This window comes from Desulfovibrio litoralis DSM 11393 (assembly GCF_900143255.1).
GTDB classification, from domain to species: domain Bacteria; phylum Desulfobacterota; class Desulfovibrionia; order Desulfovibrionales; family Desulfovibrionaceae; genus Frigididesulfovibrio_A; species Frigididesulfovibrio_A litoralis.
In genome coordinates this window covers 23,455-45,286 of record NZ_FRDI01000009.1, presented here as the reverse complement: position 1 = coordinate 45,286, position 21,832 = coordinate 23,455, and the positions used below count along the sequence as shown (strand labels likewise).

Below are 21,832 nucleotides of genomic sequence, written 5' to 3'. Positions count from 1 at the left end.
ATAAAAAAAGCAAACTTACAGTTGGAGTTTTGTTATGATAAAGAATAACCCTGATGAATTACAAGATAATATGAATTTTAGTGCCACACCTGAAAATATACAAGATTTAATTAATGCGGAAGAAGATATTATTTCAAATAATGATATTCCTTCCGTCTTACCTGTTTTACCCGTAAGAGACGTTGTTGTTTTTAACTATATGGTAATCTCTCTTTATGTCGGGCGTGAAAAATCAGTAAACGCAATCGAAGCGGCTCTAAACGGCTCTAAACATCTTTTGGTCTTAACTCAAAAAAATGAACAACTCGAAGACCCAAACCCGAGCGACTTACATAATGTCGGTACTATCGTAAATATTATGCGAATGCTTAAAATGCCCGATGGGCGTATTAAAGTCTTGGTGCAAGGTATTTCTAGGGCAAAAGTTGTCAATTTTGTTGAAACCGATGAAGAAAAAAAATATCTTAGCGTAGAAGCCGAGCCAATTCCCGAAGATGAGACTTTAGCAACTGATTTGCGTGCAGAAGCCTTAATGCGTAATGCTAGAGAAGGAAGCGAAAAGCTTTTAAGCCTTCGCAACATTAATTCACCTGATGTAAACGCCGTTTTATCCGGAATAGATCACCCGGGGCGTTTGGCCGATTTAATCGCCGCCAATTTGCGTATTAAAACCGAAGAAGCTCAAAATATCCTCGAGGTCTCAAACCCCCTTGATCGTCTTGAATTAGTCAACCAATTTTTATCAAAAGAAATAGAAGTCAGCAACTTACAAGTTAAAATTCAAGAAAAAGCTCGTGAGGGAATGGAAAAAGCCCATAAAGATTACTTTTTGCGTGAACAGCTTAAAGCCATACGCAGTGAGCTTGGTGATGCGTCTGTTGAAGATGCCGATGATGATATGTCGGAGCTGATTGAGGCGTTAAACAAAGCTGATTTACCAAAAGAAGCCAGAAAAGAAGCGGATAAACAGCTAAAACGTTTATCTTCGATGCATTCTGATTCATCAGAAGCGTCTGTGGTGAGAACCTATCTTGAGTGGTTGGCTGACCTGCCTTGGAAAAAGATTTCTAAAGACCGCTTAGATATTAAAAAAGCCCAACAAACCTTAGACGAAGACCATTTTGGACTGGAAAAAGTCAAAGATCGTATTCTTGAATATTTATCTGTGCGTAAGCTTAACCCTAATTCAAAAGGACCTATCCTTTGTCTTGTCGGACCTCCGGGAGTTGGTAAAACCTCGTTGGGGCGTTCTGTTGCCAGGGCGTTGGGGCGTAAGTTTCAACGTATGTCTCTCGGCGGAATTAGAGATGAAGCGGAAATTAGAGGACACCGCCGTACTTATATCGGCTCTATGCCCGGGCGTGTGATTCAGTCTTTAAAACAGGCCGGAACTCGCAACCCCGTTATTATGCTTGATGAAATTGATAAGCTTGGTGCCGATTATCGAGGCGACCCGTCTTCTGCTTTGTTAGAAGTTTTAGACCCGGAACAAAACAACACTTTTAGCGACCATTATCTCGGTTTGCCTTTTGACTTGTCAAAGGTAATGTTTATTTGTACCGCCAACCACCTTGAAACAATACCTTCCGCTTTGCTTGACAGAATGGAAGTAATTAGAATTCCCGGCTATACCCTTCAAGAAAAAACAGCAATCGCAAAACGCTATCTTGTTTCACGCCAAAGCAAAGAAAATGGCTTAAAACAAGGCGATATTACCATCGCTGATGAAATTATTCAGTCCGTTATCGAAAGCTATACACGTGAAGCCGGTTTAAGAAACTTAGAAAGAGAGCTTGGGGCTGTTTGTCGTAAAACCGCAAGACGTAAAGCAGAAGGCGAAAAAGGACCTTTTGTAATTACTAAAAAAGAGCTACCTAAACTTTTGGGTACTCCTCGCTACCTGCAAGATGAACAAGAAAAAACTTTAAGTCCGGGAACCGCCTATGGTTTAGCGTGGACTCCGTACGGAGGCGAAGTTTTATCCGTAGAAGTTGCCACAATGAAAGGACGAGGCGGGGTTTCTTTAACCGGTCAGTTAGGCGATGTGATGAAAGAAAGTGCACAAGCGGCAGTAAGCTTTGCTCGCAGTCATGCCTCAGAACTTGGAATTGACCCTGATTTCACCAAAAAATTGGATATTCACTTCCACCTACCTGCCGGAGCAACGCCTAAAGACGGGCCTTCCGCCGGGGTTACCTTGTTAACCGCTTTGGTGTCTGCGTTAAGCGGAAAATCTGTTAATGCCAAACTTTGCATGACCGGAGAAATTACGCTTAGAGGAAAAGTTCTGCCGGTCGGTGGAATTAAAGAAAAGATTTTGGCGGCGGTAACCAAAGGTTTAACCGATGTTTGTATTCCAAAAAATAATATCAAAGACCTTGATGACATTCCCGAAGAATTGCGTAAAAAAATCAAGATTCACCCGGTTGAAGAAGTTAAGGAAGTTTTAGCCTTGGCTTTTAAGTAAAAAATCTCCTATCGGTTTATTTAAACCACCTGTTATTTTAGAATATTTTAAAATAGCAGGTGGTTTTTATTTATATTAGAGACTAGCAGTTTTGAGCTTGGTTTTGTAATGGGATTATTTGATATTTACTGTCATATATAACCTATAAATTAATTCTTAAAATTCTCAAATTTTTATTATAACTTTATTATTTAATCCTATGCTCCCACGAAATTAATTTTATTGGTCGTCTTATATACCTATAATAAAATTCATTTTATTATAATCTATTAAAAAACTTACGCTCCCACGAAATCAACCTTTTTAGGTCGCCTCCGACTATTCATATAATAAAATTACATTTTTATTATTATATTTAAACTTCATACTTCCACGAAATCAACCTCTCTGGGTCGTCTCGTATACCTATAATAAAACTTATTTTTATTATAACTTTATTATTTAAACCCCATGCTCTCACGAAATAAACCTTTTTGGGACGTCTCCGACTATTCAAATAATAAAATTACATTTTTATTATTATATTTAAACTTCATACTCCCACGAAATTAATTTTATTGGTCGTCTCCGACGGGCACGGGGAAAATGTTTTCCCCTTTGCATTCCCGCCATAAGGGGCGGGTTGCCCCTTAACCCCACTGCCGCAAATACATTAGTTGATGCCTGTCGGCATCAAAAGTGGGTACGCACCATGGTCTCTTTTAACGGCGACTTCGTTTTAACATCTTAGCATCCCCAAAAAGATGCGAGTAAGCTTATCTAACGAGGATTTCGTTTGGGTATTTTACAGCCCCAAAAAATAACATGAGTAAGCTTAATTTTTTTTGTAATCCATTAAAAAACCAATGCTTTTACGAAATAAATATCTTTTGGTCGTCTTCATTTCTATTTAATACACTTAATTATTACAAGATGTTTCAAACACCATTAATTTTTTCCAACAGCATACTTTTAATTTGCCAATGAAAGAGACCATGGTGCGTTCAAACTTTTGATGCCGTTAGGCATCAACTAATGCGTGATGCGTTTGCGGGTACAGGGCGGCAGCCCTGTTGTGGGGTTTGGAAAGGGTTTCACATAAAACCCTTTCCCCCGCCGGAGGCGACCAATAAAATTAATTTCGTGAGAGCATGGGGTTTAAATAATAAGGTTATAATAAAAACAAGTTTTATTATAAATATATGAGGCGACCGAAAGAGGTTGCTTTCGTGGGAGTATGAAGTTTAAATATAATATAATAATAAAATGAATTTATTATATGAATAGCCGGAGACAACCGAAAGAGGTTTATTTCTGAAATTATGGGGTTTAAAATATAATATAATAAAAATGTAATTTTATTATAGGTATTGGAGACGACCGAAAGAGGTTGCTTTCGTGGGAGCGTTAGTATTAAAATAAAATATAATATAATAAAAACAAGTTTTATTATAAATATATAAGGCGACCGAAGTAAGGTTTATTCCGTGGGAGTGTTGGTTTTAAATATAATATAATAATAAAATGAATTTATTATATGAATAGCCGGAGACAACCGAAAAAGGTTTATTCCGAGGGAGTGTGAAGTTATAATAATAAAGTTATAACAAAAATGTAATTTTATTATATGAATAGAATGAGCTAAGCGAAATAATTTTTTTGAGATGAATTAATTATACTTCACTTTTTCTTTTTGCTAGTGTAGATTTTATAAACTTATTTTGGCAAAATATAATAACATAAACAACTTTCTGTTTTATCTTATTAAATTTAATACCTTTTAGTTTTATAAAGAGGTTCTATGGAACTTTTGTGGGCACCTTGGCGTTTAGAATATATTTTGGCTCCTAAGCCTGATGAATGTGTGTTTTGTGTGCCGCCTGACGATTTAAGTCAAGACGACGAACGCCTTATTCTTTATCGGGGAAAACACAGCTTTGTCGTTATGAACAAATATCCTTATTCAAGCGGACACTTGCTTATCGTTCCCTATAAACATGTGATGGATATTAACGGGCTAAGCGATGAAGAAAGCAATGAATTAATGGCGTTAACACGTAAGTCGATAGCTGTTTTACAAAAAAGTATAAAACCACAAGGCGTTAATGTGGGTTTAAATTTAGGCGAAGCCGCCGGAGCGGGAATTAGAGAACATTTACATTTTCATATAGTTCCACGTTGGAACGGAGACTCGTCATTTATGGCAATTTGTGATGAAATAAGGGTAATACCGGAACATCTTTCGGCTACCTACGCAAAACTCAAACCATATTTTAATAATTAATCCAAGGGGGATCCATGCGTTTTTTGACTACACTTTTTATTACTGTCCTTTTTTTCTTTTGTGCTTTGTTTTTGTTACAAAACAAAGAGGTTTTAGCTATTCCCATGACTTTGGGGATTGATCTTTTTTTTATAGACCGAGTGGAATCTATTGAATTACCATATTATTTTTTAGTGTTGTGTGCTTTTGTCGTGGGAGCTTTCAGCACGTTTATTTATCTGCTTTTGGGGCGTTTGAGCTTAGGAAGCTCTTTGCGTCAAGCTCGCAAACAGGTTAAAGTTTTAACAAAAGAGTTAGAAGTGGTAAAAGCTAACTTCACAAAAGAGTTAGAAGGCGTAAGAGCCGACTTGGTAAAAGCCGAAGAGCTTAATGCCGCATATGAACAAAAAACCTTGGAAGCTAAACCGGAAGAAGCTATTAGTGCCTAATCACAATCAAGTTTTTGCCTAAATACAGTTACAAATTGACACCTATTTAAACCAACAAGAAGCTTATCATATGCTTACCGATAAGATTCTTTTGCGTTGAAAAAACATAATGATTCCTTAAGGTTCAGCCAAAATATTAAAATCAAATGAATAAAAAAACACAAGCCGACTTACTCTCTGATGATCTTAACGCCGACCCTTCATTGAATAATGATTCCGTAAGCTTGTCTGACCCTGCTGTGTCAAATTCCCCTTTATTGGCTCAAGCCTCAGAACCTAAACCGACTTTTCGCTTAACTCCGATGTTTGAACAATTTTTGGCAATTAAAGAAAAACACCCAAACGACTTATTGTTTTATCGCATGGGTGATTTTTACGAATTATTTTTCGAAGACGCCGAAATAGCCGCCAGAGAGCTACAAATTACTTTAACTTCTCGCAGTGGGAATACAGACAATAAAATTCCCATGTGCGGAGTTCCGCATCACTCAGCAAATTTATATTTAGCCGAGCTTTTAAATAAAGGTTATCGAGTTGCGATTTGTGAACAGGTCGAAGACCCAAAAACCGCAAAAGGTTTGGTTAAGCGTGAAGTTGTTAATGTTTTAACCCCGGGGACTATCCTTGAAAATCTAAATATCGAACCGAAAGGAAATAACTTTTTGGGGGCTTTGTTTTGGGACGTTGAAAATTCTGATAAAACAAACCCCAAAGGGGCTTTTGCTTGGCTTGATTGTAGTACGGGCTATTGGACGGGCTTAAGCTCAAAAAATATTTCCGAATTATGGCAATGGGTGATCAAAATGCAACCACGAGAGTTGGTGATTCCCGACTTTCAGTTAAGTGCATTTAAAATTCCCGAACCCATAAAAAACAGTAAGATACAGTTAGTCAGAGTCCCCCTGCGTTCTTATTTCAACTTTAAAAGTGCCGAAAAAAAACTTTTGGAAGTGCAAGGGGTGGCGGAACTTGCGGCTTTGGGACTAGAAGAAAAACCCGAACTCGCAAGGGCTTGCGTCGCTTTATTAACTTATCTGCAACAAACTCGCAAAAACACTCAAATTCCGCTTCAGGCTTTTAAACCACTTGATCAAAATAAATATTTGGTCATTGATGAAGTAACCGAACGCAATTTGGAATTATTTAAACGCATGGACGGTAGCAAAGGTTCAGGCACCTTATTGCATGTACTTGATAATTGCTTAACGCCGATGGGAAGCCGTTTATTGCAAGAGCGTCTACATTATCCTTTTAAAGACCTTGAACAGATTACTGAAATACAAAATGCCGTAAAATATTTACTTGAAAACCAAGGTTTACGTCTGCGTCTTCAAAAAATATTAAGTCAAGTTCAAGACTTAGAGCGTCTTAGCACTCGTATTCACGTTAATCGCACCAACCCTCGAGATGTTTTGGCGTTAGGTACGAGCTTGGCTTGTTTGACAAATTTACGTCGCTTATTGGAAAACCCGCTCAATACAAGTATAATTAGTGATAATTCCGAAACAACGCCGAAAAATGAACCTCTTGCTTATCCGACTGCAACTGATGTTGGCGGAATGAATTTACCTAAAGCACTACAAACCCTTTTGAAAAAATGGGACGATTTAAGCGATATTACAAGCCTGATCAAACAAGCCTTGGTTAACGAACCGCCCATACAAATTACCGAAGGCGGTATTTTTCAAACAGGTTTTAACAAAGAACTCGATGAATTAATTGACCTAACCGAACACGGAACTCAAAAATTAAACGAACTTTTGCTTAAAGAACAGGAAGAAACGGGAATAACAAAACTCAAACTTGGACAAAACCGTATCTTCGGTTACTTTTTTGAAGTTCCAAGAGCGTTGGTTGGTCAGCTACCCGAACGCTTTACTCGCCGCCAAACCGTCGCTAACGCCGAGCGTTTGACTACTCCCGAATTAAAAGCCTTGGAAGAAAAGCTCAACCTTGCAACAGATAGACGTAACAGCTTGGAATATCAAATGTTTCAAGATTTAAGAGAGCGTGTTGCTTCGGTTTGGACAAGAATTATTTTTATGGCGAGTGTGGTTTCTGCCTTAGATTATTGGCAAAGTTTGGCAGAGGTTGGACATAAAAACAAATGGGTTTTACCCAGTTTACATTCGGGTTTTGAGCTTGAAATAGTTGCGGGTCGCCACCCCGTTGTTGAAGCTATTCAGGGACGTTCCAATTTTATCCCCAACGATATTTATCTAAATGAAAACAAAAGGTTGATTATTATTACCGGACCAAATATGGCGGGAAAATCAACCGTCTTGCGTCAAACCGCTTTAATCACTATTTTGGCTCAAATGGGTTCTTATGTTCCGGCAAACAACGCTAAAATCGGTATCGCCGACCGGATTTTTTCACGAGTTGGAGCGTCTGATAACCTTGCCGAAGGGCAAAGTACTTTCATGACCGAAATGATGGAAAGTGCCAGAATTTTACGTCAGGCGGGTCGCAACAGTCTGGTTATCTTAGACGAAGTCGGACGAGGCACCAGCACTTTTGATGGATTATCTCTTGCTTGGGCAATTGCGGAAGATTTGGTACAAAGGGCAAACGGACAAGTTCGCACTCTTTTTGCTACTCATTATCATGAACTGACTGCTCTTGAAGGAAAAATAAGCGGAATTGCCAATATGAATATTGCAATTAAAGAATCGGGCGGTGAAATTATCTTTTTAAGACGGCTGATTCCCGGACCTTCCGATCGCAGTTATGGAATCGAGGTGGCAAAACTAGCCGGAGTTCCGGCACAGGTTATTCAAAGAGCAAAAGCGATTTTAGCAGAACTTGAAAAAAATAATGCTTTTAATACGAAAATAACTTTACGCAATGAAACTCAACTTTTACTCGGCTTAAACTCAAAAACAAAAATATTACCAGACGAACAGCTTGTAAAAACCCAAGAAACTGTGCTAATAGATAAAAAACAAGAACAAGCCCTTAACTTATTTCAAGAGCTAAAAGAGCTTGACTGTGATAACTTAAGCCCGATAAATGCGTTAACTCTATTAATTGATTGGAAAAAACGTTGGAAATAAAAATGAAAAACATATTGCAAAAACTTTTTGTCTTGTTTGTACTTTTAATATTTATATTCGCTCTTTCCGCTTGCGGAAAATCTTCTATGCCCAAACCGCCTAAATCAAACCAAGAACTAAGCTTCGAAGCTGTTGGCGGTAAACTCGTTAATAATAATTGTATTGCTATCCAAGGAACTTTAAGCGGAGCGGTAGATAATTTAAACGACATAGTTTTTGAATTTGAACCGATAGATGATAACTCTTGTACTACTTGCCCTTTTACCTCAAGAGAAAGACAAGTTTTTTCCGCTTGGAACCTAGGTATAAAAGCTGAAAACCCCAACTTTAGCAAACTTTATTGTCCGCAGCTTAAAGGGAAAGGCGTTTTAAAAGGTTTTCGTTGGCGTTTAGTCGCAACTAATGTATATCTTAATTTACCTAATGTTATTTCAACAGAAGTTTTAACTTATTTAAAATAAGTTAAGTTGCGTTTATTATTTCAGTTTTCAACAACACTCTGTAATAGCCTGTCTTTATTATATAATCAAACAAATTAAAGACAAGAAAGAAGAGCAGTATTGTGTACTTAAAATTTTTACACATAAGCGATTGGTTTGTGCGAACCTTTGGTTTTTTGTTTAGAAAACATGCACGTTTGGCAAAAGACTTTGACGAAAGGCTGGTTGCTTCCGAAACTTGGGGCGAAGAATTAAAGAACAGCACCCACAGAGTTTGGATTCAAGCCGCTTCTCTCGGTGAATCTCTTTTAACCCAAGAGCTTGTCCTTGCTTTAGTTCAAAAAATAAAACAAGACTCTAAAGACAATACAGCACAAAAACTTGGTTTATTACTAACTTCGGGAACTCAAGAAGGCAAAAACGAGTTATTAAAAATCAAAGGTTTGGTTAATAATAACGAGCTAAATATTTGCGTTAAACTTTTCCCTTTATTCACACAAGCCTATATGCGTCTTGCTTTGGAAAAAACCCGCCCTTCTTTAGTTGTTTTATTGGAAACAGAGATTTGGCCGGGCTTGTTGCTTGCTTGTGTTGAACATAAAGTTCCGTTAATTATTTTAAATGCCCGCATGAGCGAAAAAAGTTTTAAACGCTATAGTTTAATGCAAAAACTTTGGAATCATTTTGACGATAATAATGTTCCCCAAGAAGTGCTTGCAATTTCAGAGCTTGACGCAAAACGTTATGCCTCTTTGTTTAAACACGCCGCCGTTAAAGAAATGCCGAATATTAAATTTAGCCGTGCAACCAGACCGCTTAACCCTGAACGTATTGAAACTTTGCGTTTACTGTTTTCAGCCGATTTGTCTTGTCCCATACTGTTGTTTGCTTCGGTAAGAGCAGAGGAAGAAGAACAACTATTGCTTGTTATTCAACAAGTAAAAAAACAAATGCCCGAACTTGTGGTTGTTATTGTTCCAAAACATTTGGAGCGTGCTGCTGGTTGGGAAGACAAAATAAAAGAACTTAACCCTGAGTTTAATCTTCGCTTGCGTAGCACAGTCAACAAAGATGCACCGATTACTTGTAATGAAATTATAATTTGGAATACAACGGGTGAGTTGGTCGCTCTTTATAATTTAGCTCATAGCGTTTTTGTCGGCGGAACTTTATTATCTGAACTTGGCGGACAAAATTTTATTGAGCCTCTGATTTATGGAATCAGACCCTTTATAGGTCCATATTGGAAAAATTTTGAATGGGTGGGTGATGCCCCATTTAAACTAGGTTTAGTACGAGTTGTTCCGAATATTAAAGAGCTGGCTCAAGCTCTGATTGACGATTTAAAAACCAAACAAGACAGAGAAGCAAGCAAAGCCAAAGCCTACGAATGGCTCGAAACAGAACAAGGCGGAGCGGAACAAGCCGCAGAAGCTATTTTAAAATATTTAAAAATTGGTTATGATTAAAACAGCTTTTTTTGAGAGTTTTAATAATTAATTGATAGGCGTTTTATTTTCTATAATGCAACCTAAATTCACATTCTTTCAATTTGAGTTGCCGTTAAATCAATACAAAAGGGTTTTATTATTTGGCGTAAGTAATTTTTCCTATGAAATCTTTGAACGAATATATTTGCCATGACGGCATTTTGCATACTGCTCCGGTCATGTCCCTTAAAAATTAACGCCCACCCAAAGAACACAATAATTCATAAGCTATAGTCTCGCCCCATTTTGCCAATTGTTCGGCTTTAACCATATTTTCTTTTTCTCCGCCCAAGATAAAAGCCTGGTCGCCTATTTTAACTTGACCCTCTGGAATATCGCTTATATCTACAACACACATTTGCATGCAAATACGCCCAAGTAGGCGTACTTTTCGGCCATGTAAAATAAAATGAGCATAATCAGTGGCGTTTGCTTGGTGATTAAGTTGATTAAACTTTGCAACGCTTCGCAATAAACCGTCGGCATAACCTATTCCCAAAACAGCTACTCGCATATTTGAGGGGGCAACAAAGGTTCCGCCATAGCTGACTTCATCGCCTTTTTTTAGAGTTCTAACTGTTAAAACCGGGGCTAATACCTGCATAACCGGTTCTAAAGCCGTAGCGTTTTTTTCAAGTTCTGTTCCATAAAAAGGGTTAATCCCATACAATGCAATTCCGGGTCGAAAAAGCTGTGGGGTTTTTATTTTAAGATGAGGGCTGATTTGTGCATGATTTAATAAACCCGCCGAGTTACAAAGCGAAGCAGTAATATCTTGCCAAGAGGCATGAAAAGTATTGACTATTTCGCTAAAAATTTGAGCTTGTTGAATAGTTTTTTCCAAAGAGTTTTGTTCTATTTCGTCCGCACAAGCAAGATGTGAGGCAAGCAAAACAGGTTTCAAACAAGTATTCTGTTTGAGATATTCTCGCAAAGCATTGGCATCATCAAAGTTAAAACCCAAACGAGACATACCCGTATTAAACTTTAAGGCAACAGGAAAAGGCGTTTTCAATCCACTCTCTTGGTTAAGACAACTCAATAAAAGTTCAAGCTCTTCTTTCGTTCCTATTAATGGAAGAATCTTGTGTTTTACACATAAATAGGCTTCATCTTTGCCTTTTACGCCTAAGAGGCTAATTATTTTTAACTGTTCATCAAATTCAGAGTTTTGAGCCAACGTTGATTTGAGTTTAACAGCTTCCAAGCTTGTTCCAACACCAAAACAGCGAACGTTATGTTGAAACAAAGACCTTCCGATTGTTTCGAGTCCGTGTCCGTAAGCGTTGGCTTTAATGATTGGTAAAACAGAATTTTGGAAAAAACCGTGATTGAAGTTTTTGTTAAATTTTTTCGCTTCTTGTTCCAAAAAAATAAAATTGTTTTTTAAAGCCACCAAAGAATTTTTTGTTGTTTGACTTGATTGATGATTAAAATCAATGTGTTGCATTAATGTTCTCCTTTACTGTTTTTAGCGAAGCGGCGTTATAAATACTTTTATTTTTTTTTAGCTTATGTTAGAGTTAGTAAATTAAAATCATTACTATAAATGATACACTTCAACCTTTATTATCTTAGAGTGTCTTGAGTTGTAAATTTGTATTAAATTACCCTTTATTGCAATTGTTTTTTTATTCCTGATTGCAGTATTTTTTGGATACATAAAAAATGCCAATAAAATCTCTTTTTAAATATAGTCCGTCTTTCTCTTCTTTTTTTCTGCGTTTTTTTAAACAAAGCGGTTTACTGCTTTTAACTTTTTTGGTTTTGCCTGTTTCTCTTGCTTTTGCCAAGGGGCGTTTAATCAAATCTTATACGGAACCAAAACCGATAGTTTCTCAAACCATGACAACTTTAAAAATGTTGGACGATGAAGACGGAGAAGTCGTTTGGAACTTGAGTGCTGATAAAGTTAATAGCTTAAATGAAGCCAATATCTACGAAGCCGAAGGGCATGTCGTCATTTCTCGAGGCAACGACCGCCTTGAAGCTGATTTTGCACGCTATTTTATGGATACAAAATGGATTTATTTGCGTGGAAATGTTGCCGTTAAAATGGGGCGAGACGACCTTAAGGCTCAAGAAGCCGAGTTTGATCTGGCAAACCGCACGGGTTGGCTAAAAGACGGTACTGTTTTTATGGCAGACCAACACCTTATTTTTAAAGGCGAACAGGTTCAAAAACATACAGGCGACGTTTACAGTTTTTACAACGCTCGCTTAACGGCTTGCGAGGGCGACGTTCCGGCTTGGTCTTTGAGTGCCGAAGAGGCGGTTGTTGAAGTTGACGGTTACGCAAGACTTTGGGACGCAAGTTTTAATATAAAAGATACTTCGATTGTTAAAACCCCGGTTATGATTTTACCTGCCAAAAAAACAAGACAATCTGGTTTTTTGATGCCTCATTTAAGCTATAGTACACGTAACGGAGCAACCTATAGCCAGCCATATTTCTGGGCTATTGACGACAGTCATGATGTAACCGTAAATACAAGCTTTATGCTTGAACGTGGAGTAATGGGCGGTTTTGACTACCGTGCCGCTCCCAGCACTCATGATAACGTCTGGTTTGCCGCAGACTTTTTACAAGATGCAAAAAATGTTACCAGTCCTGCCTCGACCCTTTATAGGGGTGATAATTTAATGCGTACAAATTATGACCGTTGGTGGATCAGGGGTATGGGCGACTTTCTTTTGGAAGACCCACGCTGGAGACTTAAAACTGATTTAGATTTAGTTTCTGATCAAGAATATCTGCAAGAATTTAAACGTGGTCGTCAGGGTTTTGACCGCAACCAAAATGACGCATTCGGCATGTTTAGCCGAGACTTAGCGGAAAAAGACGATAAAAGAGTTAGCGGTGCTATGATTGAAAGAGACTGGGAGCGTTTTGGCTTTAATGCCGGTCTTACTTATACCCAAAACCAATATTTGGGAAATGGGAATATGGCTCGTAGCCAAGATACAACTGTCCAAGAGTTACCCGAAATGAATGCCTTTTTATACCGTGGCGAAGTTATAGACGGCTTTCCTTTGCTTGAAGCTGAAGCACACGGTCAAATATCTTATTTTACCAGAACCAAAGGACCAAAGGGAAGCCGGGCATTATTACACCCGCGTGTAATTGTTCCGCTCACCTCGGAATATGGTTCCATTATCGGTTCTTTTGGAATTCAACAGGCAAACTATGGAACGGAAGGTAACGATTATTCATGGATCGAAGGCATTGACGGAACTTTAACCAAAGGGGATAAAGCCACTCGCTATAACCGCACAATTCCCGAATTTGATATTGCCTCAAGCACAGAGTTTATGCGTGTTTTCTCTCTTGACTATACCCCCTTGGAACTAAACGAAAAGAACGCCGGCGAAAGCGTTTGGACAGGGCTTAGACACTCCGTTCAACCCAGAGTCGGCTATAAAAACGTTGCCAACGAAAATCAAAACCGCCTGCCTTATTATGATGATTACGACAGGCTTGAACCAAGAAACGATATTTATTATTCCGTTACCAACGTCTTAACTCGCAAACGTGAACGTGTTTCCGTTAAAACCGACAAAAAAGGCGAATTAATACCTGAGTTGGAAACAGATTATCTTGATGTGCTTCGCTTTAGAGTTGAACAATCTTACGACATCAGAGAAGCAGACAGAGATTATGACAAAGAATATCCACGCCGTCCGTTTTCTGATTTACTAACCGATTTAACAGTAAGCCCGACGGAATATTTTTCGGTCTACAGTAAGCTTTGGTGGTCTACCGAAGACGGTAAATTAACTCGTTCAGATCAAGGCGTTAGAATCAGCTATGCCGATTGGGGAAGTTTAAGTAGTGGTTATTTTTATCGTTCTGACCTTGATGAATATAAAAGACAAAGACCAGATGAAGTAAATTATATTTATGCAAGCGGCGACTTAAACGTTGGTGGTCCTTGGTGGCTTGGCTTTAGCTACGCCAGAGATATCGAAGGAAGCGCCGATATAGAAAAAGCCGTTGCCATTGGCTATCGCCATCAATGCTTTTTCATTAGCTCTGAATTTGCTATCGAACCTGATGAAAAAAGCTTTGGATTGTTTATTGAATTGGCAGGGCTTGGAGAATAGTTTGCACTTATTGTCAAGCGTTAAGAAGTATATTATAATTTTTTGAAACACTAAACCCCGTTTAAACATTAACAGAGTAAGCTATGTTTTTTGGAAAAAAAGATAAAAAAGAGTCGAAAGACAACATAATAAAAGACAGATACAAACGTGAATTTGTTGAATTTTATTGTCCACGCTGTCAGGTCAGCAAGATTATTTGCGTACCGGAAGAAGACAGTCCGCAATGTGATATTTGTCGTCAAGCAATGATTATGAAAGAAATTTTAACGGAAGGAAAATATTGATTTTTTTTCTGTTGCCTTAGGTTTTATAAAAAAATAATATTGGAGTGTGTTATGAAACTAACTAAATTTTTTGGTGTCATAATTGTGATGGCTTGTTTTGTTATGACAAGTACCGTTTTTGCATTGGCAGCCGACACTGAGTTGGCAAAAAAATCTACAATAAATAAAATTCTTTCACGCGGTGAAATCCGTGTAGGAATTGACGCCGGTTATATGCCTTTTGAAATGGTCAACAAAAAAGGTGATTTTATCGGCTTTGATATTGATTTAGGAAAAGAATTGGCAAAAGCCATGGGCGTTAAATTTGTGCCTGTTAATACTGATTTTGATGGTCAGATCCCTGCCCTACTCACAGGTAAATTTGATATTGCAATAAGCGGAATGACCATTACCCCTGAGCGTAATTTAAAAATAGCTTTTTCAGACCCTTATATTGTTATAGGTCAAACCATTTTGTTAAACAAAAAACATGAAGGAAAAATCACTTCATGGGAACAACTTAACGACCCACAATATACCGTTGCCGCACGTCAAGGCACAACCAGCGAATTTGTAACCAAACGCTTATTAAGCAAAGCAAACTATAAATCTTTTGAAAAAGAAGTTGATGGTGCTTTAGATGTTGTAAACGACCGTGCTGACGCTTGGGTTTACGATATGCCGTTTAACGTTGTGTTTATGGCTGAACAAGGAAAAGGTAAAGTAATTCACCTTGATAAGCCTTTTACTTATGAACCGCTCGGAATTGCCCTTCAACAAGGCGACCCTGATTTTGTAAACTTCTTAAATAACTTTTTAAGACAGATTAAAAATGACGGACGTTATGACCGTATGTATAAAAAATGGATTGACTCAACCGAATGGTTTAACGAGACTCAAAACGCTAAATAGTTTTTTCTGATATTTATTATAATGTTATTTTGCCGGTTACAAACTTTTGTCGCCGGCAAAATATACTTTAACATCAGGACATAAAGCCGAAATGAGGCTATTGAACAATCGGCTCAAAGTGGCTTGATCCGGAAAGACACTCCAAAAAGCACGAATAAAGACGACAAAATAACGCAAAACCAGTTTTGCAATTGTCTTGAAATAGACAACGGCTGTTGCTATTCTCGGCTGATATTAAAAAAAATAAGTACATAAACTTTTATTAAGTTATGTTTAAATTTTATTGTATAAAAAGCTAAGTTGATTAAAGGATTCTTATATGAAGAATTATCGGGGGCTTGATGCCCCTAAGGGACCTTGGTATTATAGAGTATGGGGGGCTGTATTTGCCCTGCTTGTTTGTGTTACAATCTTTTTTATTTGGAAAGCTTCAACTAAAATTGATTATGTTTGGCACTGGGAGCGAGTTCCGGCTTATTTTTGGACAAACACAACTCAAGAAGTTCGTTCCGACTTTACGGGAAACATCTCTGAAATTCGTAAAGAAGGAAACTCAAACATCATTGTTTTAAAAAACGACAACAATGAGGTTAAAGATTCTGTTGCCGTGCCTGCTGATGCGACTTTACACTATTCAAGCGGAGATAGCATATATCAAGGTGATGTCTTAGCATCTTTTCCGATAAGTAAACCCGGGGTCTTGCTCCAAGCTTTGTGGCTTACTCTTTGGCTTAGCGTATTGGCTATTTTAATCGGTATGGTGCTAGGTTTATTGACGGGGTTAGCGAGGGTTTCGGAAAACCCTGCTTTACGTTGGGGGGCTATTACTTATATAGAACTAGTGCGTGGTTCTCCGCTTTTGGTTCAAATGTACCTACTTTATTTTGTTGCCGGTCCTTTTATCAATTATGCTTTAGCATGGGTGACTATTACTTATAGCGAACTCGTTCTAGGTTCAGCTGTAGGCGTTGAGGCTCCAGTTTTAAATGAACTTTGGTTCGGGGTTTTGGCGTTGGCTGTTTTTGCCGGTGCCTATGTTGCCGAAATTGTTAGAGCCGGCATTCAAAGCGTTAGCCGAGGACAAATGGAAGCGGCTCGCTCTTTGGGCATGAGCTATGGTAAAGCCATGCACAAAATTATTTTACCTCAGGCATTTAGACGTATTTTACCACCTTTGGCGGGTCAATTTATCAGCTTAATTAAAGACTCTTCATTGCTTGGCGTTATTACTGTCCGAGAGCTAACAAAAGCAACTCGTGATATTGTTTCAAGCACGGCACAACCTTTTGAATTTTGGCTAACTTGTGCATTTTTATACCTTATTTTAACTTTTACGCTGTCTTTGTTTGTACAATATCTAGAACGGAAGGCTGTACGATGATTAAAGTCAATAAAATCAACAAATATTTTTATATTCCCAATGAATTACACGCACTTAAAGACATAACTTTACACGTTTCAAAAGGTGAAGTTTTAGTTATTATCGGACCATCAGGTTCGGGAAAAAGTACGTTATTACGTTGTTTAAACAGGCTTGAATACGCAAGTTCCGGCGAAATTAATATTGATGGCGAAAATATTTTGAGTGCAACCTGCAATATTAATCAAATCAGAGCGGAAGTCGGAATGGTCTTTCAATCGTTTAATCTCTTTCCACACTTAACGGTTTTAGAGAATGTTAGTCTTGCCCCTATTTCCGTAAGAGGAAAATCTAAAGCAGCCGCTGATCAACGCAGTTTGGAGCTTTTAACAAAAGTTGGCTTGGCGGATAAAGTAGCTTATTATCCCGGAAGACTCTCGGGCGGTCAACAACAGAGGGTTGCGATTGCTCGTTCTTTGGCGATGAACCCCAAGGCTTTACTGTTTGATGAGCCAACCAGTGCGTTAGACCCGGAAATGGTCGGCGAAGTCCTTGAAGTTATGAAAGATTTGGCAAAAGAAGGCATGACCATGGTGGTTGTAACCCACGAAATGGGTTTTGCTCGTGAAGTTGCCGATCGGGTAATTTTTATGGATCAAGGCATGATCATCGAAGAGGGCAACCCGGAAGAGCTGTTTTCCAACCCAAAAAATGAACGTACCAAGCTGTTTTTAAGTCAGATTTTATAGTCATTATTTGTTTAAAGCTTGATTAATATTCAAACAATACTGCTTGGGTTAATATTTGAAACAATATTGAGGCTTTACAAGATAGCTTTATAATTGGCTTTATTAAAACTATCTGCTAAAATTCGTTTATTAGTAAAAACAGAGTGTAACACTTTGTTTGACAAGGGGCTTTGTCTTGCTTGTCAAGTTAATCAATCGGAATTCCATTACTGCGATATTCATTGAGTTTGTTTCTCAGCGTCCTCACAGAAATGCCAAGAATATCGGCGGCTTGAGTTCTATTGCCTTGGGTTTGAGCCAGCCCTTTCATAATCATAATTCTTTCCATTTCATGTAGGGGAATAACGCCTGCGGCTGTGTTGTTGGCGTTATCTATACCTGCGTTTGCCGAATAATTTACGCTGTTTTCAGGTTCTTGAACCTTATCGTTTTCTTCATAGTCCAAACTTGCAAAAGCGTTGTCATCAAAAGTTTCATTATCTTCGCTAAAGATAGGCCAAGTATCAGAATCAAGCAAGAAATGGGCTGGGGTAATTGCCTGCCCACCGGACAACAAAGCGGAGCGTTCCATCAGGTTTTGCAGTTCCCTGACGTTACCCGGCCAGTCGTGATTTTTGATCCATTTAAGGGCTTCGGGGCTTAATTCAACACGTTTTAGCTTATATTCTCTGGTGTAAAGGTCAAGGAAAAATCTGGCAAGGTTCAACATATCGTCGCCTCGCTCTTTTAAAGAGGGAAGACGCAAAGGAATTACGTTAAGACGAAAATATAAGTCTTGTCTAAATTTCCCTTCTTTTACCCAATCTTCAAGTTGGCGGTTAGTTGTTGCCAAAACCCTAACATCAATTTTAATGGTTTCCGTTCCGCCGACTCTGTCGAGTTCGCTCTCTTGTAAAACACGCAAAAGTTTTGCTTGTAACCCAAGCTCCATTTCTGAAATTTCATCGAGTAAAATAGTGCCTGTATTCGCCATTTCAAATTTTCCGAGTTTACGGGCTATAGCGCCGGTAAAAGAACCCTTTTCATGTCCAAAAAGCTCGCTTTCCAACAAATGTTCAGGCAAAGCGGCACAGTTTACGGCGACAAAGGGTTTATCGGCTCTATCGCTGTTGGAATGTAGAAAACGAGCAAACATCTCTTTACCCGTTCCGGATTCGCCAGAAATTAAAACGGTCGCTTTTGATGAGGCAACTTGTTTGGCTAACGCTAAAACTCGGCCAATACTGCTATGACTTCCCACAATACGCGGACTTGGAGCGGGAGTATTTCCGCCTAAAGTAGAATGAGGCGGAACAGGAATTTCTTTTTTTTCTCTCGGTAGGGCGGCTAAAATCTTTGCACTTTCCAAGGGTTCAACCCAATAGTCTCTTGCCCCAAGTTCAAGACAGCGTTCTGCGTCTTCCGGGGTTGGGCGTTCGCTAAAAACAATAATAGGCGGAAACTCTTCTTCGGCTGCCAGATTTAACAATTCGGCGACTCTATAACCGGGTAAATTGGCACGGCTTAAAATAAGAGTAGGCGGAGACTTGCGAATAAAGCTTATTGCTCCTTTAAGCGTATCAGCTATACCAACATCAACGCCAGCATCTCGCAATTCGGGAAACACACGAGTGGCTGACTGAGCAGGAGCTATAAAAAGTACACGCTGATTAGACATTTATCTTACCTTATGTTTAATTCTCAAATAATATATAGATCATTACAAAACTATGTTTTTTTCTATCATTTTCTACCCTGCTGATGCAGCATATAAAATGTCTTAAGCCTCAAAAACCACTAATTTTACAAGAAAAGTAAATTAGATTTATATTTTCAGGGCTACGCCGCCGAAGCCCCCTAGTCCACTCTTCGGAAAAGCCGTAATAATATCTTTCATTTGTGCTTTTTAAAGTTTATTCTTCATAAAAGCAACTTTGAGACTATTGCATAATAGACTCTATATTAAAAATACTTGCTACAAATATATAAAAATGACAATATTTTTTTAATAAAATGTGTTACAAAAACTTTATATAACATATTCTTGAAAAGAAAACTAGTAGTTAACCAGAGGAATTTTATATGAGTGTGAAAAAAGAATATAGCTCTAATGATAATATTGACGCTGTGTTGTTAAGTTTTTTACACAACGAAATCAGTCTTGATGCCGTAAAAACAAAACTTAATCTAAAACCCTATCAAGAGCTTTTTGAAGGCTTAAACCTAGACCACCACAGGAAAAAAAGAACTGGCTTTGGAGAAACCGTTTTAGCGGAAGGTAAAAGCTTTGAACGACTTTTTGCCGCAATCAAAGGGCTTAGCCTTAATCACACAGGCAATATAAGCCCAGTTTTAGCAACCAGAGTTTCAATAGAACAAGGCGAGGCATTGTTAGAGGCTTTTAACAATGAACAAAGCGAAACCCCCGAACAAACTTTTGAGTTTTGGGCGGACGCAAAATTATTTTCTTATGCCAAACCTTTAAATTTAACTCCGCCTTGGACCTTAGAAAGCCAAAAAGACAAAAACCCCGAGCTAATTATTGTTACTGCCGGTGCAGCTGATATGTCCGTAGCTCTTGAAGCTTTGGGAACAGCCCGTTTTTATGGGCTTGACCCTATTTTAGCCCCCGACCTTGGAGTTGCGGGTTTACACCGTTTAGCACCTTGGTTACCTTTATTGCAACAAGCTAAACTAATTATCGCAATCGCCGGAATGGACGGAGCCTTGCCTAGTGTGTTGGCCGGGTTGTCTCGTTGCCCCGTGCTTGGTGTTGCGACTAGTGTTGGTTATGGCGTAGCGAAAGGTGGCTATTCCGCTCTTTTTAATATGCTTTCGGCTTGTGCACCGGGGCTTGCGACCATGAATATTGATAATGGCTATGGGGCGGCTATGTTTGCGGCTAAGATGTTGAAGAGGTAACGTTTGATGATTCTTCTTCTTTTAGTAAAATTTCTTCATCTTCTTTTTTTTCTGAGAATCTGTTAGTCAAAAACATCTGCGACAAGCTAATATCATTAGTTGACATAACATCACCTTGGAAATCACCCTTTCCAGCTAAATATGCAGATGTGCCTGGAATGTCATTTTCCCACCTATCCATTGAAGAATGAAGAGCATTAACCGCAACTTTCATATCAGCATCAGAAAGCACTTTTTGACCACCTATAGCATCAAGAGCCATAAGTTCATGTATTTTTCCGATCCATTTCCTACTTGTGTCTGTGAAAGATGTATTTGAACAATATTGAGCCAAGGCATCACGCTCCGCAATCAACTTTTCGCGCCTAGCTAAATTTTCTGGAGACCATGTAGAATAATCTGGTTCATCTACCATTCCCATATTCTTACGGAAATTATCATACCAAGTATTCACCTGAGAACCAACGTCTGTATTTTTCTCTGATTTGGCAGCCTGTTCCATGGCAATATACTTATCCCTTGCCGCACTAGATATATTAACTGTATCCATAGACGACGGTGAAGAAGCTTGCAACTTTTTGATAGAGTGTGATTTTTCATTGAGTGAATTGATACTTGACAATCTTGAAATATAATTTGATGAATTAATATCAAATGCATCCATGTTTATTATCCTTTAAGTTTTAACATTTAAGCTTTAACACTTAAGTTTTAACACTGTTGCGAAAATTTTTCCCATTCAGTTCCTAATTGCAGTTAAAAAGCAACTATTATGCCATTATAAAAACATACCAATCCAACAGTTTTTAGGACTAGTAGCATTTGACAATGGATACGGGGCGGCTATGTTTGCGGCTAAGATGTTGAAGAGGTAAAGTAACGATGATAAAAGCACGCAAAATGGAGTTTGACAATGGTCTTAAATAATGAGTTAACCAGACTTGAAAGAATATAAATTTCAGTTTAATGATAAGCACACAAACAGATCATAAGGTATATTATGTTAAAAAAATTTTGGCGTATTACTATTCATTCCGAATTTTCCGCCGCACACGCCCTGCGAAATTATAACGGAAAATGCGAACATCTTCACGGACACAACTTTGGGGTTTCTATTACTATCCAAGGCGAAAAACTGAGCGAAGACACAGAACTTTTATTAGATTTTACTGTTTTAAAACAAGAGCTTAAAAGCGTTTTGGAACTTTTGGATCATAAAGACTTAAACGCCGTTTCGCCCTTTGATAAAATCAACCCCTCGTCTGAAAATATCGCACGTTTTGTCTTTCAAGCCCTCGCCCCTCGCTTAACCAAGTATGCTGTTACGCTATATGAAGTAAATATTTCTGAAAGAGGTCCGCAATCGGCGAGTTATTTTGAAGTATTTGAGTAAAACATG

General features: G+C 38.3%; 16 protein-coding genes. 13 read left to right on the top strand and 3 right to left on the bottom strand.

Annotated elements, in window-relative coordinates; genetic code table 11:
* Positions 1 to 34: 34 nt before the first annotated feature.
* The 6 genes from lon to BT999_RS09050 all read left to right on the top strand — a co-directional run bounded on the left by lon (position 35) and on the right by BT999_RS09050 (position 10,123).
* A complete protein-coding gene (gene lon / locus BT999_RS09075) occupies positions 35 to 2,467 on the top strand; it encodes an endopeptidase La (protein ID WP_143145533.1) in 2,433 nt (810 codons plus the stop codon).
* Between the two features lie 1,780 nt (positions 2,468 to 4,247).
* Positions 4,248 to 4,730: an HIT family protein gene (locus BT999_RS09070; protein WP_072697474.1), complete on the top strand. Its 483-nt coding sequence runs from the start codon at positions 4,248 to 4,250 to the stop codon at positions 4,728 to 4,730.
* Between the two features lie 14 nt (positions 4,731 to 4,744).
* Positions 4,745 to 5,158, top strand: a complete 414-nt coding sequence (locus BT999_RS09065; protein ID WP_072697473.1) for a lipopolysaccharide assembly protein LapA domain-containing protein — start codon at positions 4,745 to 4,747, stop codon at positions 5,156 to 5,158.
* A gap of 302 nt (positions 5,159 to 5,460) precedes the next feature.
* The gene (mutS, locus tag BT999_RS09060) at positions 5,461 to 8,214 is read left to right on the top strand and encodes a DNA mismatch repair protein MutS (RefSeq protein ID WP_072697513.1); all 2,754 of its coding nucleotides are present in this window, start codon (positions 5,461 to 5,463) and stop codon (positions 8,212 to 8,214) included.
* A 2-nt stretch (positions 8,215 to 8,216) separates the two neighbouring features.
* Entirely contained in the window at positions 8,217 to 8,675 is a 459-nt protein-coding gene (locus tag BT999_RS09055; protein WP_072697472.1) for a hypothetical protein, read from the top strand.
* 101 nt (positions 8,676 to 8,776) lie between these two features.
* Entirely contained in the window at positions 8,777 to 10,123 is a 1,347-nt protein-coding gene (locus BT999_RS09050) for a 3-deoxy-D-manno-octulosonic acid transferase (RefSeq protein ID WP_072697471.1), read from the top strand.
* Positions 10,124 to 10,337: 214 nt separating this feature from the next.
* Here the strand turns inward: BT999_RS09050 and alr are convergent, their stop codons facing one another.
* Positions 10,338 to 11,594 (bottom strand): alanine racemase, encoded by a 1,257-nt coding sequence (gene alr / locus BT999_RS09045; RefSeq protein ID WP_072697470.1) that lies wholly within the window; start codon positions 11,592 to 11,594, stop codon positions 10,338 to 10,340.
* Between the two features lie 218 nt (positions 11,595 to 11,812).
* Here alr and BT999_RS09040 point away from each other — a divergent pair, with 218 nt between their 5' ends.
* From BT999_RS09040 to BT999_RS09020, 5 genes are all read left to right on the top strand, one after another.
* Positions 11,813 to 14,248 carry an LPS-assembly protein LptD gene (locus BT999_RS09040; protein ID WP_084650669.1) on the top strand — a complete coding sequence of 812 codons (2,436 nt, stop codon included), beginning with the start codon at positions 11,813 to 11,815 and terminating at the stop codon, positions 14,246 to 14,248.
* A gap of 83 nt (positions 14,249 to 14,331) precedes the next feature.
* Positions 14,332 to 14,532: a hypothetical protein gene (locus tag BT999_RS09035; protein WP_072697469.1), complete on the top strand. Its 201-nt coding sequence runs from the start codon at positions 14,332 to 14,334 to the stop codon at positions 14,530 to 14,532.
* Between the two features lie 87 nt (positions 14,533 to 14,619).
* Positions 14,620 to 15,423, top strand: a complete 804-nt coding sequence (locus BT999_RS09030) for a transporter substrate-binding domain-containing protein (protein ID WP_143145537.1) — start codon at positions 14,620 to 14,622, stop codon at positions 15,421 to 15,423.
* A 319-nt stretch (positions 15,424 to 15,742) separates the two neighbouring features.
* Complete coding sequence (locus BT999_RS09025) at positions 15,743 to 16,804, top strand: amino acid ABC transporter permease (protein ID WP_072697467.1); 1,062 nt, start codon at positions 15,743 to 15,745, stop codon at positions 16,802 to 16,804.
* Positions 16,801 to 17,532, top strand: a complete 732-nt coding sequence (locus BT999_RS09020) for an amino acid ABC transporter ATP-binding protein (RefSeq protein WP_072697466.1) — start codon at positions 16,801 to 16,803, stop codon at positions 17,530 to 17,532. Before BT999_RS09025 ends, BT999_RS09020 begins: the two co-directional genes overlap by 4 nt.
* Before the next feature lie 187 nt (positions 17,533 to 17,719).
* Here the strand turns inward: BT999_RS09020 and BT999_RS09015 are convergent, their stop codons facing one another.
* Complete coding sequence (locus BT999_RS09015; protein WP_072697465.1) at positions 17,720 to 19,189, bottom strand: sigma-54-dependent transcriptional regulator; 1,470 nt, start codon at positions 19,187 to 19,189, stop codon at positions 17,720 to 17,722.
* Positions 19,190 to 19,593: 404 nt separating this feature from the next.
* Between BT999_RS09015 and larB the strand changes: the two genes are divergently transcribed.
* Positions 19,594 to 20,433, top strand: a complete 840-nt coding sequence (gene larB, locus BT999_RS09010; protein WP_072697464.1) for a nickel pincer cofactor biosynthesis protein LarB — start codon at positions 19,594 to 19,596, stop codon at positions 20,431 to 20,433.
* Here larB and BT999_RS09005 read toward each other — a convergent pair.
* A complete protein-coding gene (locus tag BT999_RS09005) occupies positions 20,414 to 21,097 on the bottom strand; it encodes a hypothetical protein (RefSeq protein WP_072697463.1) in 684 nt (227 codons plus the stop codon). The two genes, larB and BT999_RS09005, sit on opposite strands and share 20 nt — an antisense overlap.
* Positions 21,098 to 21,433: 336 nt before the next feature.
* Here BT999_RS09005 and queD point away from each other — a divergent pair, with 336 nt between their 5' ends.
* On the top strand, positions 21,434 to 21,826 hold the full coding sequence (gene queD, locus BT999_RS09000; protein ID WP_072697462.1) for a 6-carboxytetrahydropterin synthase QueD: 393 nt from the start codon (positions 21,434 to 21,436) through the stop codon (positions 21,824 to 21,826).
* Positions 21,827 to 21,832: the final 6 nt, after the last annotated feature.

Excerpts from the sequence above, each read along its gene's own strand:
- lon (WP_143145533.1), top strand. The coding sequence starts at position 35 with ATGATAAAGAATAACCCTGATGAATTACAAGATAATATGAATTTTAGT.
- BT999_RS09070 (WP_072697474.1), top strand. The coding sequence starts at position 4,248 with ATGGAACTTTTGTGGGCACCTTGGCGTTTAGAATATATTTTGGCTCCT.
- BT999_RS09065 (WP_072697473.1), top strand. The coding sequence starts at position 4,745 with ATGCGTTTTTTGACTACACTTTTTATTACTGTCCTTTTTTTCTTTTGT.
- mutS (WP_072697513.1), top strand. The coding sequence starts at position 5,461 with ATGTTTGAACAATTTTTGGCAATTAAAGAAAAACACCCAAACGACTTA.
- BT999_RS09055 (WP_072697472.1), top strand. The coding sequence starts at position 8,217 with ATGAAAAACATATTGCAAAAACTTTTTGTCTTGTTTGTACTTTTAATA.
- alr (WP_072697470.1), bottom strand. The coding sequence starts at position 11,594 with ATGCAACACATTGATTTTAATCATCAATCAAGTCAAACAACAAAAAAT.
- BT999_RS09040 (WP_084650669.1), top strand. The coding sequence starts at position 11,813 with ATGCCAATAAAATCTCTTTTTAAATATAGTCCGTCTTTCTCTTCTTTT.
- BT999_RS09035 (WP_072697469.1), top strand. The coding sequence starts at position 14,332 with ATGTTTTTTGGAAAAAAAGATAAAAAAGAGTCGAAAGACAACATAATA.
- BT999_RS09030 (WP_143145537.1), top strand. The coding sequence starts at position 14,620 with ATGGCTTGTTTTGTTATGACAAGTACCGTTTTTGCATTGGCAGCCGAC.
- BT999_RS09025 (WP_072697467.1), top strand. The coding sequence starts at position 15,743 with ATGAAGAATTATCGGGGGCTTGATGCCCCTAAGGGACCTTGGTATTAT.
- BT999_RS09020 (WP_072697466.1), top strand. The coding sequence starts at position 16,801 with ATGATTAAAGTCAATAAAATCAACAAATATTTTTATATTCCCAATGAA.
- BT999_RS09015 (WP_072697465.1), bottom strand. The coding sequence starts at position 19,189 with ATGTCTAATCAGCGTGTACTTTTTATAGCTCCTGCTCAGTCAGCCACT.
- larB (WP_072697464.1), top strand. The coding sequence starts at position 19,594 with ATGAGTGTGAAAAAAGAATATAGCTCTAATGATAATATTGACGCTGTG.
- BT999_RS09005 (WP_072697463.1), bottom strand. The coding sequence starts at position 21,097 with ATGGATGCATTTGATATTAATTCATCAAATTATATTTCAAGATTGTCA.
- queD (WP_072697462.1), top strand. The coding sequence starts at position 21,434 with ATGTTAAAAAAATTTTGGCGTATTACTATTCATTCCGAATTTTCCGCC.